The organism is Prevotella sp. P4-119 (assembly GCF_002251345.1).
Classification (GTDB): domain Bacteria; phylum Bacteroidota; class Bacteroidia; order Bacteroidales; family Bacteroidaceae; genus Prevotella.
The window spans coordinates 71,172-83,715 of record NZ_NPJB01000085.1 but is presented as its reverse complement, the minus strand read 5'-3'; the positions used below and the strand labels follow the sequence as shown (position 1 = coordinate 83,715).

The following is a 12,544-nucleotide window of genomic DNA, read 5'->3' as shown; positions in this document are numbered from 1 at the left end:
GTATCATCAAGGTGCACAAAGTGCATTGCAGACTCGGTCTTGGAATCGTCGTGCGTTGCTGGTGTGCATGACACCTTGGTTGATGATGGAGAAACACAGGCGATGGTCGTTGGCAGCGGTGCAATAGCCAGCCAGTGCCGATACGCCTTCGAGTGTTCCGGTCTTTGCCTTGACATTGTCGGCGGCAAACGAGCCGCGCATGCGGTTGCGCAAGGTGCCATCGCTGCCCGCCACAGGGAGCGAGGGCAGAAGATGGAGATAGACCGTGCTGTTGCGGTAGGCATAGCGCAGGAGGCGCACCTCAAGGTCTGCAGAGAGATAGTTGTAGAGCGATAGTCCACTGCCGTCGGCTATGCGGTAGGGACGATGGCCCAGTCCTACCTTGGAAATCAACCGCTTGACAATGGCGGCGGCATCCTTGGCGCGCGCAGGGCGGTGGCCCTGATGGGCTGCCAACTGGTAGAACATGGCTTCGGCATAGAAATTGTCGCTCTGCTTCATCATGCGTAACAGTATCTGGTCGATGCTGTGGAAACGTGAACAGAGGTGGAAGGCGCTGTCGGGCAGTGTGCCGTCGGATATGCGCACATCGAGCACCACTCCGTCGTCAACGAGCTGGCGGATGAAGCGATCGACAAACTGCGTGTTGCGACCGATGGTCAGTGGCGACAGCGGCGGATTGTCGTCGTCCCAACACCATCCCTCGCCCAAGAGGTCGGCATCCTTCATGCTGCGGTCTGCCACGATGCTGCCGCGGATCGTGTCTACGCCCATGCAGCGGATACTCTCCACGAAGGCATTCATGTCGTCAATGTTGAAACGCGGATCGAAACCGCCCACGCAGTAGAGATCGCCCGTCAGGGTGTGGTCTTCTACCTTTCCGGTATAATAGAGTTGGGTGCGAAATTGGTAGGAGCCGCCCAACTTGTCGATGGCGGTGATGGCGGTGAGAAGCTTCATAGTCGATGCCGGACGCAACATCTGGTGCTCGTTCACCTTATATAATATAGAGTCGGCTGTCAGGTCATAGACCTCCAGACCCACAGTGCTGGTTTCAAACATAGGGTGGCGGAGCAGCGAGTCGAGGCGATACTGGATGTTCCGCGGCCATGGCAGTGCCACATCGATGGTATCGACCTGAAAGGTATCGGGCTCCTCTGTTTCCTGGGCAGAAGCAGCCACTGCTGCCCACAATAATAACAGTATAATCTTAATCTTACTCATAATATGGGTGCAAAATTACAAAATAATATGGTTTGATGGTCGATTTTCCATAAGAAATTAGTATTTTTGCACCAATATTATAACGAAACGTTATGGTTTATAAGTACGATTATCTCATAATAGGTGCAGGTGTGGCAGGTATGAGCTACGCCCTGAAGATAGCACGTGCCAATAAGGGACGCGTCTGTATGATTTGCAAAAGTTCGCTCGACGAGGCCAATACCTCGTTTGCGCAAGGTGGTGTTGCCTCTGTCACTAATCTGAAAGTGGATAACTTTGAAAAGCACATTGAAGATACAATGATAGCCGGCGACTACATCTCCGACCCTAAGGCCGTGGAACAAGTGGTGCGTAATGCACCGTCACAGATTGAAGAACTCGTCAACTGGGGAGTCAATTTCGACAAGAAAGACGGGCACTTTGACCTGCACCGCGAGGGAGGCCACTCTGAATTCCGTATTCTCCACCATGCCGACGATACCGGTGCGGAGATACAGCGAGGACTGATGGAAGCGGTGCGCAACAATCCTAACATAGATATCAAAGAGCACCATTTTGCCGTGGAGATCATCACCCAGCATCATCTTGGTGTGCGCGTCACCCGACGGTCACCACACATCCAGTGTTACGGAGCATACGTGCTCAATCCCGACACAGAGAAGGTAGATACCTATTTGGCGAAAATCACCGTGATGTGTACCGGTGGATGCGGAGCGGTATATCTCACCACGTCGAACCCCGTGATAGCCACTGGCGATGGTATCGCCATGGTCTATCGCGCCAAAGGTACGGTAGCAGATATGGAGTTCGTGCAGTTTCACCCCACCGTACTGCATAATCCGAAAGAGACACACCCTGCCTACCTCATCACCGAGGCGATGCGAGGCTATGGCGGCATACTGAAACTGCCCAACGGCGAAACCTTCATGGAGAAATACGACGAAAGGCTGTCGCTCGCACCACGTGACATCGTGGCACGCGCCATAGACAAGGAGATGAAGATACACGGACTGGACCACGTCTGTCTTGACGTGACCCATAAGCCCGCAGAAGAGACGCGCCACCATTTCCCCAATATCTATCAGAAGTGCCTGTCGATAGGTATCGACATCACCACCGACTACATCCCCGTGCGCCCTGCAGCACACTATATGTGTGGAGGCATCAAAGTAGATCTCAACGGACAGTCGAGCATTGAACGGCTCTATGCCCTTGGTGAGTGTTCATGCACCGGACTGCACGGCGGCAACCGACTGGCAAGCAACTCGCTCATCGAGGCGGTGGTCTATGCCGATGCCGCTGCCAGACACTCGCTGCAGCATATCGACGAATACGACTATAATACCAATGTGCCGGAGTGGAACGACGAGGGCACTATGACCAACGAAGAGAAAGTGCTCATCACGCAATCGGTCAAGGAAGTGACGCAGATCATGTCCAACTATGTGGGCATCGTGCGCTCTGACCTGCGCCTGCACCGGGCATGGGACCGACTCGACATGCTCTATGAGGAAACCGAACGGCTCTTCAAGCGCGTCAAGGCAAGTAGGGACATCTGCGAACTGCGCAACATGATCAATGTGGGATATCTCATCACACGATGGGCGTTGGAACGCAAGGAGTGCAGAGGTCTCCACTATACCACCGACTATCCGTTGCATGCCTACGACAAGAAATAATATGCAAATAATTTGCAGTATTCAAAATTTCTTGCTACATTTGCCTCTGATTACTAACTAAGAATGCTAAGACATGCTGCACATCGCACTGCCCGACAATAAGACAAGGAGACTGACCTTCTATCTGGCTATGGAAGAATACGTGGCCAGACACCTGAAGGCTGCCGACTGCTTCTTTATCTGGCAGGTGGAGCCCACCGTGATATTCGGCAGAAACCAGTTGATCGACAACGAGGTGAACCTTGATTTCTGTCGCCGCCATAACATACAGACCTACCGCCGTAAGAGCGGTGGGGGTTGTGTGTATGCCGATATGAACAACCTGATGCTGTCGTATATCACCGACGACGAAGGGGTGGGATTCACCTTCAACAAGTATATGGGCATGCTGGTCACGATGCTCCATCGGTTGGGCGTCGATGCCAAAGCCAATGGGCGCAACGATGTGATGCTGGGCAACAGAAAACTGTCGGGCAGCGCATTCTATCGCATACCGGGCCGGAGTATCCTGCATAGCACCCTGCTCTACGATACAGATATCGTCAACATGGTGGGGGCTATCACACCGGGAGAATTGAAACTAATCTCAAAGGGGGTGGAGAGCGTACGCCAGCGCATTGACTTGCTCAAAAACCATATCACTCTCAATGTTGACGAACTCAGAGAGTTTGCCATCAAGCACTTCTGCGACGAGACCTATTGCCTCGGAGAGAAAGAGATTGAAGAGATAGAACATATCGAAGAGGAATATCTCACCGACGATTTCATCTACGGCAACAACCCACGCTACACCGTGGTGAAGCACAAGAGGATAGAGGGCGTAGGAGAATTTGAGGTGAGAATCGATATGCGACATAATGTCATACACGATGTCAACCTGATGGGGGACTACTTCCTCATCGGCGATCTCGACAACGGACTGCTCAAAAAACTGCGGGGTGTTCCGCTTACCAGAGAGTCTATCAGATGTATTCTCCCTGACCGGATAGACGACATCATCTACAACCTTGAGAAAGAGGACTTCGTCAACCTACTGGCAGGTTGAGCAAAATACTAAAAACCCAATAACAACAATATATAAATATTCAAACAGCCTATGAACAACAAACGCACCTGTCTTTACGACAAACACGTGGCACTGGGCGCTCTCATTTCGCCCTTTGGTGGGTTCGACATGCCCATACAGTATTCCAACATCACTGACGAACACCAAGCTGTGCGTCAACATTGTGGTGTGTTCGACGTGAGCCACATGGGCGAAGTGCTCGTCAGCGGTACAGACGCTGAGCGCTACGTTAACCATATCTTCACCAATAATGTGGAAGGTCTTGCTGTCGGCAAAATTCTCTATGGCATGATGTGCTATGAGAATGGCGGAGTGGTCGATGACCTGTTGGTATATAAGATGGCGGACGACCGCTTTTTCCTGGTCATCAATGCTGCCAATATCGACAAAGACTGGGCTTGGATCCAGTTGCAAGCCGAGGGGTTCAACGTGACACTCGACAATCAGAGCGACTACTACGGACAGTTGGCAGTGCAGGGGCCGGAAGCGGAGCGCATCATGGAAGAGATACTCAATCTGCCATGCAGCGAACTGACTTTCTACACCTTTAAGACCATGGGCGACGTCATCGTGTCGCGCACCGGATATACCGGTGAGGATGGCTTTGAGATATATGCCACTCCCGATTATATCAACCAGTGTTGGGATAAACTGATGGCTGCCGGCGTGACACCTTGCGGACTGGGATGCCGCGACACCCTGCGCTTCGAAGTGGGACTGCCGCTCTACGGTGATGAACTGTCTGCCGAAATCACTCCTATCATGGCTGGACTGGGCATGTTTGTCAAACTCGATAAAGAGGAGTTTGTGGGACGTGACGCCCTTGCCAAACAGAAAGCTGAAGGTGTAGCCCAGAAACTCGTGGGTATAGAACTCCAAGACAAAGCGATTCCCCGTCATGGCTATACCGTGATGAAAGACGGACAGCCTATCGGTACTGTGACGACAGGATACCATACCATCTCTACCGACAAGAGCGTATGTATGGCACTTATCGACAGCCAGTATGCGCCACTCGGCACAGAACTGGAAGTGCAGATTCGCAAAAAGGTGTTCCCTGGAACTGTGGTCAAGAAGCGCTTCTACGACAAGCATTACAAGAAATGAGAAAATATATACAATAACTAAAAAGAACTATACGATTATGGCAAAAGTAATTGAAGGACTCTATTATAGCGAGTCACACGAGTATGTACGTGTTGAAGGTAACACCGGTTTTATCGGTATCACAGACTATGCACAGAACGCACTGGGCAATGTGGTCTATGTGGATATGCCCGATGTTGACGATGAGATAACAGCAGGTGAAGACTTCGGTGCGGTAGAGAGCGTGAAGGCTGCCAGCGATTTGCTGTCGCCCGTAAGCGGTACTGTACTGGAAGTGAACGAAGCACTCGAAGACCAGCCCGAACTCATCAATCAGGATGCTTTCGAAAACTGGATTATCAAAGTGGAACTCAGCGATACCGGAGAACTGGATCAGCTGATGGATGCCAAGGCTTACGAGGCTTTCTGCAATCAGTGATTCACGCAAAAAGCCTATATGCCTATGTCCTATAAGTATTTTCCACATACCGACGACGACCTGCAACAGATGATGCAGCGCGTCGGTATCAGCAGTCTCGATGACCTCTATGCAGAAGTGCCGGAGGCTATCCGTTTCCGTGGCGACTATGATCTGCCTGACGAAATGAGCGAGACCGAGGTGCGCCAGCTGTTTGAACAACTGGGCGCCATGAACCGTCCTATGATGTGTTTCGGCGGCGCAGGGGTCTATGACCATTATACACCGGCGGTGATTCCCAATCTGTTGAGCCGTTCTGAACTGCTGACCAGTTATACGCCGTATCAGGCGGAGATATCGCAGGGAACGCTCCACTACATCTTCGAATATCAGTCGATGATGGCTGAACTGACGGGCATGGATATCTCCAATGCTTCCATGTATGACGGCACGACTGCCTGCGCTGAAGCCATGATGATGGCGGTGGCATCGGGAAAGAAGCAAAACCGATTCTTGGTGAGCGATACAGTCAATCCCAAGACGCTGCAGGTGATGCAGACCTATGCACACTATCATGGCATCCAGCTCGGAACTGTTGCCTCACGAGACGGTGTTACCGACCGTGAAGATCTGGAACGACAGTTGGCGGAAGGTGGTGTGGCTGGTGTTCTCGTGCAACAGCCCAACTATTTCGGCATTGTGGAGGACTATAGCGGTTTTGCCGATCTCATCCATACCAATAAGGGTCTGTTTGTCATCGATAGCATTGCTGCCGACCTCGCCCTACTGAAAACACCAGGCGAATGGGGGGCTGACATCGCAGTAGGCGATGCACAGTCGCTGGGCATCCCAATGCAGTTTGGTGGTCCATACGTGGGATATCTGTGTTGCACGGAGAAACTGTTGCGTAAGATGCCGGGACGCATCGTCGGACTGACACAGGACAACAGAGGACAACGTGCTTTCGTGCTCACGCTGCAGGCACGCGAACAGCATATCCGCCGACAGAAAGCAACATCAAACATCTGTTCTAACCAGAGCCTGATGGCGCTCTTCGTCACCATATATCTATCGCTCATGGGCAAGGAGGGACTGCGCGAAGCTGCACAGCTGTCGTATGCCGGCGCCCACTATCTGTGTGACCAACTGATAGCAACAGGTCGTTTCCAACTTGTCTATCAACAGCCTTTCTTCAACGAATTTGTGGTACGCTACGACGGTGACCTCGACGGACTGCTCCAATGCCTTTCCGACGAAGGTATCTTCGGTGGTGTGAAAGTGGCAGACGACCAACTGATGATTGCCGTCACTGAGCAACGCACCAAGTCTGACATTGACCGTCTGGTCAGCCTTATCAACCTCTAATCCACAGCAAAGCCTTATGAACAACAAGTTATACGGAAATCTCATCTTCGAATTGTCGAAGCCTGGCAGAAAGGGCTATTCGCTGCCCAGAAACGAGTATGGCAACTATAACATGCCGGAAAGTATGCAACGACAACATTCTGCCGAACTGCCGGAATGTGACGAGCTGACCGTGGTACGTCACTATACCAATCTCTCGGCCAACAATTTCGGAGTGGATAACGGATTCTATCCTCTGGGGTCATGCACCATGAAGTATAACCCTAAAATCAATGAGGAAGTGTCTGCTATGCCACAGTTCACACGCTTGCATCCGCTACAACCCGCTGAAACGACACGGGGCGCAAAGGAAGTATGCCAACGGCTGAAGAAAGCGCTCTGTGCACTGACCGGACTGGCAGACTTTACACTCAAGCCTTTTGCTGGAGCGCACGGTGAACTGACAGGACTGATGGTAATCAGAGGGTATCATGAAAGTCGTGGTGATATGGCGCGTACCAAAGTCATCGTACCTGACTCGGCACATGGCACTAACCCAGCTTCGGCTGCTGTATGCGGACTGGAGATTGTGGAAGTGAAATCAACTGCCGACGGTCGTGTGTCACTCGATGATCTGAAAGCTATTGTAGAAGCGGAAGGCAACAATATTGCTGCCATGATGATGACCAATCCCAATACATTGGGACTTTTTGAAACTGATATCCCTGCTATTGCTAAACTCATCCACGACTGTGGCGGACTGATGTATTATGATGGCGCTAACCTCAACCCTATGCTCGGTGCATGTCGGCCGGGCGATATGGGCTTTGATGTGATGCATATCAATCTGCACAAGACATTCTCTACCCCTCACGGTGGTGGCGGTCCTGGCAGCGGTCCTGTCGGAGTGAGAAGCGGATTAGAACCTTTCCTTCCTTTTGTCAGTCCCTATGAAGCTGGCAATTTCGGAGTGGTTATGAAGGCTTATGCCTATATCCTCTCACTGGGTCGCCAACAGATCAAGATGGTTGGACCGTTGGCTACACTCAATGCCAACTATATCAAGGAATGTCTGAAGGATGTCTATCTGTTGCCTATCGACGGACTCTGCAAACATGAGTTTGTGTTCGACGGACTGAAAGACAAATCTACAGGGGTGACAACAATGGATGTGGCAAAGCGGTTGCTTGACTATGGGTATCACGCTCCGACCATCTATTTCCCATTGCTTTTCCACGAATCACTGATGATTGAACCTACGGAGAGTGAGTCGAAAGACACGATCGACGGATTCATCAGTGTGATGCGACAGATTGCAGAAGAAGCCAAGACTCAACCTGATACGGTCAAGTCGGCACCGCTCAAGACGCCTATCGGAAGAGTTGATGACGTCTTGGCAGCCAAGCATCCTATTGTTAACTACAAACAGATGATTCATGACAACAACTGATCTTATCATCGTCGGTGCGGGGCCTGGTGGTTACCGCGCCGCACATCTTGCCGCGCAACGAGGATTGCAGGTGGTTGTCATCGAAGCCGATCAGGTGGGTGGCACTTGCCTTAACCGTGGTTGCATACCTACCAAAACGTATGTCCACGCTCGTTCCTTCGACGAGGCTGTGGGCAGACAGCCGGAGGTGGTCACTGCATTGCGTAGCGGTGTGGAACAACTCATGGCTTCGCCAGGCATCACTCTCGTACGCGGTCGTGGTGAGTTCACCGGACCTCATACGGTTAAGGTTGGCGATGCGGAATATACCGCTCCACACATCATCATCGCTACGGGAAGTAGTAGCAAGATGATTCCTGTAGAAGGTATCGACCTTCCACAGGTGATGGACTCTACCAAACTCTTGCAGTGTCAGGAACAGCCTCGTCGCTTGTGTATCATCGGAGCTGGTGTAGTGGGCATGGAGTTTGCCAGTGTGTTCAACCGCTTCGGCACAGAGGTGACAGTCATCGAATACCTCAAGGAGTGTCTGCCTATGCTCGACAGCGATATTGCCAAACGACTCCGTAAATACCTGGAGCGCCAAGGCATCACCTTCCGCATGAAGACTACTGTCACCTCGCTCGCAGATATTGATGCTGATGCCATTCTCATTGCCACAGGTCGCAAACCCAATGTGTCGGCTGACCTTGCCGTTGCCGGCATCACCTACGACGAGCGTAAAGGCATCAGCGTAGATGAGCACTTTGAAACTAATGTCAGCGGTGTTTATGCTATTGGTGATGTCAATGGCAAACAGATGTTGGCTCATGCAGCAGAGATGCAAGGTATTCATGTGGTCAACCGACTGACGGGACATCAGGACAATATTCGTTTCGATATCATGCCTTCTGCCATCTTCACAAGTCCTGAAGCTGCCTGTGTGGGCTTGTCGGAAGATCAGTGTAAAGCCACATTGCCTGGCTACCGTTGTCGCAAAGCATTCTGGCGTGCCAACGGCAAGGCTCTGACGATGGATGCTGCCGAAGGCCTGTTGAAACTGTTGTCGGATGTTGACGACCGCATAGTGGGGTGTCATGCTTATGGTGCTCACGCTGCCGACCTGATACAGGAGGTAAGTAGTCTGATGTGTCTCAATGCTACTGTCGCTCAGTTGCGCGACATGGTACACATCCACCCAACGCTCTCTGAGGTGTTGCATGCCGCATCAGAACAGGAATAACATCATTTTACCCCAAATCAAAAGCCCCGTCAGCATGGACGGGGCTTTTGATTTGGGGTATGCTCGGCATGAGCATACAAAAAAGCTCTTATCCGGAGACAAGAGCTTTTATATGTGAATCTTATTTCAATTCTGTGATCTTCACCACTTGCATATCGTTGTAGATGAGGTTCTCGCCAGCCATACCCCAGATGAAAGTATAGTTGGAAGTTCCTGCAGCGCAGTGCACACTCCACTCTGGATTGATAACAGCCTGTTCGTTGCCTGTCCAAATCAGACGAGTCTCCTGTGGTTCACCCATGATATGGCAAACGCTCTGTCCTTCTGGAACCTTGAAGTAGAAATACACCTCCATGCGCTTGAGGTGGGTATGAGCAGGCATTGTGTTCCATACCGATCCTGATTTGAGTTCGGTAATACCCATCTGCAACTGGCAGGTGCGCACACCAGCCACACCGTTGAGAATCATCTGATGGATAACGCGGTCGTTGCTCTCGGCAGCACTTCCTGCTATAATATTCTTCGCGTCTTTCAGACTCACCTTTTTGGTGGGATAGCTCTGATGGGCACATGCACTGTTCATATAGAACTTAGCAGGATTCTGTGCGTTCTTACTTGCCACGATGATTTCCTTTACACCCTTACCTACATAGATAGCCTCCTGGAAAGCGAGGTCATAGCGCTTGCCGTCAACCGTCACGCTACCGTCACCACCTACGTTGATGATACCAATTTCGCGATTGTCGAGCAGATTGCGACCATTGTCACTCTTGCTGAGATCCACATAGAGTGGTTCGATTGATGTGAGTTTCAGTGGAGTATCGGTTGGCATAGCACCTCCCACAAGGAAACGGTCGATGGTGGTGTAGGTCCAGTTTACTTCACCTGGTGCCATGATTTTCTCAATGAGATACTCGCTACGCAAACGCTGTGTGTCGTAGCTCTTGGCATCTCTGGGGTTTGAAGCCTGTCGCACACAATAGTTTGTGTAGCTGTTTTCTGCTTTTACTTCATAGCCTTTATACTTGCACTGTGCATTCACCGAAATGGCTGCCAGGCAAATGGCTGTAGTCATTAAAATCTTTTTCATTACTTTCTATAATTATTAGTTGTTTACTTTCTTTTTCTCGTCAGCGATAATGCGCTTGCGGTTGATCAGCATCATGGCGAGGGTGATGACTACCAATACGGCAGCACCTATATATTTGAAATACTTCACCAGAGCATAGATGACATAACTAAACAGGGCGGAAACGAAATCCATACTACCTGCAAGGAATCCTTCTGGAACATGAGCGGCATTATCTTGGGTCTGCGCATATACCGAAGCGGCGGCCTTGGTAAAATCGGGAGCCATATCGGTGATAAACCAAAGTCCTATGAGTAATGCTATAAGTCCTATGATGAAACTCTTCACCACATTACCCTTGGTATAGGGAAGCATCATGGGGAAAATATAAAACAGGCCTGCCAACGATGCAAGGGGCAGAAACTGGTTGCCTGGCAGAATTACTGCTATAACGATATAGGTAGGAATCAGAAACAAAGTACCTACCAATGCGGTGGGGTGACCGATAACGAGTGCAGGACTCATACCGATGTGGATGGTCTTGCCCTTCATCTTTTTGTTGACCACCTCTTTGGTCTTCTCTGAGATAGGCATCAGTCCGTCGATAAACAGTTTGGTGATACGGGGTATCAGTTCCATCACGGCTCCCATCGTTACGCCAAGGAAGAGAATATGCTTCACAATGCGCATCACACCATCGGTAGCGGTAGAACCTGCGGGCATGGTTGCCATAAACTGATCGAACTGGGTGATGTCGCCCCAATGGGCTACAGTGGCTATCAATGCGCCTACTACCACACCGAGTACAAGGGGTTCGCCAATAACGCCGAACTTTGACTTTAAGCCCTCGGCATCGATATTGAGTTTTGAGAATCCCGGTATTTTGTCGAGCAGCCATCCAATAGCAATGGCAAACGGTGTGAAACTCTGACAGAAAGGCTGTGGCACGGAGATGCCTGGAAGGTTGTAGTATTCCTGAAAGCGCTCTGCCGTAAGGTCTGCCATCACGAGTGTGATGATGTAGCACACGATAGCTGCAAAATACCCCCATACAAGACTCTCGCCGCACACAAAATATACCACAGCACCTATGAAAGCGAAGTGCCAGTAGTTCCATAGGTCGATATTGACAGTACGTGTGGTTTTGGTGATTACCATGAGGAAGTTAACACCGAGGCACACAGGGATGATGAGTGCACCGACAGCTGTATTGTATGCTACAGCAGCGGCAGCAGGCCATCCCATATCAAACACACTCAGGTTGAGGTTGAAGATATCCTCAACAGCCTGCAGCGGATCCTTGAAATTATTGGTAAGCAAAGCTGTAACAATACCGAGGCCCACAAATCCTACGCCCACATACAGACCAGATTTGAGTGCCTTGCCAAATTTCATGCCGATACACAGACCGATAATCGTGAAAAGAATGGGCATCATCACCGATGCACCCATTTGAATGATGTAGTTGAAAATATTCATTACTTTACTTTTTTGTTTGTTTCTAATTATAATGTACCGTGACTGGCTCATGCCACGATATTTGATTTGTGATAGTAGTATGACTGCGTGACCGATATCGTGTGCCATCTTTCATCAGCGAAGAAGCATGCCACGGGATATTATCGTATCACGAATTTTATATGCACCTGCAAAATTACTTAATCTTTTTGTAAAACTCACCTTTTATCGTTTTTAAATGCGTTTTTTCGCTTACCATACCTCTTTTTCATACGAAATCATGCTTGCCAAAGACAAATGTCATGCCAAAAGTGTTGTGTTACACAACGTGGCTTTTTCGTTCTTGTGCGCAAGTGTCTTAAATTCCGATTGGCTCTTTGCGTTAACGCGAGGTTAAATTCCAAAAGTTTATATGATGTTAAAATAGTGTTAAATCGCGTTGCCTGTCATTGAGTCTGCTGTTTTTTCTCGTTATTTGTATAAAAGACGCAGGGAAAAGCCCCAAATCGTTATCAGCAAAAACAGAAT

The 12,544-nt window shown here is 50.1% G+C and carries 10 protein-coding genes; 7 read left to right on the top strand and 3 right to left on the bottom strand.

The annotated features are described in order from the left end of the window. Positions 1-6: 6 nt before the first annotated feature. The gene (gene dacB, locus CIK89_RS10820; protein WP_094391383.1) at positions 7-1,224 is read right to left on the bottom strand and encodes a D-alanyl-D-alanine carboxypeptidase/D-alanyl-D-alanine-endopeptidase; all 1,218 of its coding nucleotides are present in this window, start codon (positions 1,222-1,224) and stop codon (positions 7-9) included. A gap of 92 nt (positions 1,225-1,316) precedes the next feature. On the opposite strand from dacB, the gene nadB reads away from it, so the two are divergent. The 7 genes from nadB (at position 1,317) to CIK89_RS10785 (ending at position 9,489) form a co-directional block, all read left to right on the top strand. Next, the gene (gene nadB, locus CIK89_RS10815) at positions 1,317-2,903 is read left to right on the top strand and encodes an L-aspartate oxidase (RefSeq protein WP_094391382.1); all 1,587 of its coding nucleotides are present in this window, start codon (positions 1,317-1,319) and stop codon (positions 2,901-2,903) included. 73 nt (positions 2,904-2,976) lie between these two features. Then, positions 2,977-3,948 carry a lipoate protein ligase C-terminal domain-containing protein gene (locus tag CIK89_RS10810; RefSeq protein ID WP_094391381.1) on the top strand — a complete coding sequence of 324 codons (972 nt, stop codon included), beginning with the start codon at positions 2,977-2,979 and terminating at the stop codon, positions 3,946-3,948. A gap of 51 nt (positions 3,949-3,999) precedes the next feature. After that, a complete protein-coding gene (gcvT, locus tag CIK89_RS10805) occupies positions 4,000-5,076 on the top strand; it encodes a glycine cleavage system aminomethyltransferase GcvT (RefSeq protein WP_094391380.1) in 1,077 nt (358 codons plus the stop codon). Between the two features lie 37 nt (positions 5,077-5,113). Beyond that, a complete protein-coding gene (gene gcvH / locus CIK89_RS10800; RefSeq protein ID WP_094391379.1) occupies positions 5,114-5,494 on the top strand; it encodes a glycine cleavage system protein GcvH in 381 nt (126 codons plus the stop codon). A gap of 24 nt (positions 5,495-5,518) precedes the next feature. After that, the gene (gcvPA, locus tag CIK89_RS10795) at positions 5,519-6,838 is read left to right on the top strand and encodes an aminomethyl-transferring glycine dehydrogenase subunit GcvPA (protein WP_094391414.1); all 1,320 of its coding nucleotides are present in this window, start codon (positions 5,519-5,521) and stop codon (positions 6,836-6,838) included. A gap of 16 nt (positions 6,839-6,854) precedes the next feature. After that, positions 6,855-8,267 carry an aminomethyl-transferring glycine dehydrogenase subunit GcvPB gene (gcvPB, locus tag CIK89_RS10790; RefSeq protein WP_094391378.1) on the top strand — a complete coding sequence of 471 codons (1,413 nt, stop codon included), beginning with the start codon at positions 6,855-6,857 and terminating at the stop codon, positions 8,265-8,267. Continuing rightward, a complete protein-coding gene (locus CIK89_RS10785; protein WP_094391377.1) occupies positions 8,254-9,489 on the top strand; it encodes an NAD(P)/FAD-dependent oxidoreductase in 1,236 nt (411 codons plus the stop codon). The genes gcvPB and CIK89_RS10785 overlap by 14 nt, the downstream gene beginning before the upstream one ends. 121 nt (positions 9,490-9,610) lie before the next feature. Here CIK89_RS10785 and kduI read toward each other — a convergent pair whose 3' ends face one another. Together kduI and CIK89_RS10775 are read right to left on the bottom strand one after the other, a co-directional pair. Then, on the bottom strand, positions 9,611-10,579 hold the full coding sequence (gene kduI / locus CIK89_RS10780) for a 5-dehydro-4-deoxy-D-glucuronate isomerase (protein ID WP_094391376.1): 969 nt from the start codon (positions 10,577-10,579) through the stop codon (positions 9,611-9,613). 15 nt (positions 10,580-10,594) lie between these two features. Beyond that, positions 10,595-12,037, bottom strand: a complete 1,443-nt coding sequence (locus CIK89_RS10775) for a PTS galactitol transporter subunit IIC (protein WP_094391375.1) — start codon at positions 12,035-12,037, stop codon at positions 10,595-10,597. Positions 12,038-12,544 lie beyond the last annotated feature (507 nt).

What these genes read in the sequence shown, in the direction of transcription:
- dacB (WP_094391383.1), bottom strand. Translation starts at nt 1,224, where the DNA reads ATGAGTAAGATTAAGATTATACTGTTATTATTGTGGGCAGCAGTGGCT.
- nadB (WP_094391382.1), top strand. Translation starts at nt 1,317, where the DNA reads ATGGTTTATAAGTACGATTATCTCATAATAGGTGCAGGTGTGGCAGGT.
- CIK89_RS10810 (WP_094391381.1), top strand. Translation starts at nt 2,977, where the DNA reads ATGCTGCACATCGCACTGCCCGACAATAAGACAAGGAGACTGACCTTC.
- gcvT (WP_094391380.1), top strand. Translation starts at nt 4,000, where the DNA reads ATGAACAACAAACGCACCTGTCTTTACGACAAACACGTGGCACTGGGC.
- gcvH (WP_094391379.1), top strand. Translation starts at nt 5,114, where the DNA reads ATGGCAAAAGTAATTGAAGGACTCTATTATAGCGAGTCACACGAGTAT.
- gcvPA (WP_094391414.1), top strand. Translation starts at nt 5,519, where the DNA reads ATGTCCTATAAGTATTTTCCACATACCGACGACGACCTGCAACAGATG.
- gcvPB (WP_094391378.1), top strand. Translation starts at nt 6,855, where the DNA reads ATGAACAACAAGTTATACGGAAATCTCATCTTCGAATTGTCGAAGCCT.
- CIK89_RS10785 (WP_094391377.1), top strand. Translation starts at nt 8,254, where the DNA reads ATGACAACAACTGATCTTATCATCGTCGGTGCGGGGCCTGGTGGTTAC.
- kduI (WP_094391376.1), bottom strand. Translation starts at nt 10,579, where the DNA reads ATGAAAAAGATTTTAATGACTACAGCCATTTGCCTGGCAGCCATTTCG.
- CIK89_RS10775 (WP_094391375.1), bottom strand. Translation starts at nt 12,037, where the DNA reads ATGAATATTTTCAACTACATCATTCAAATGGGTGCATCGGTGATGATG.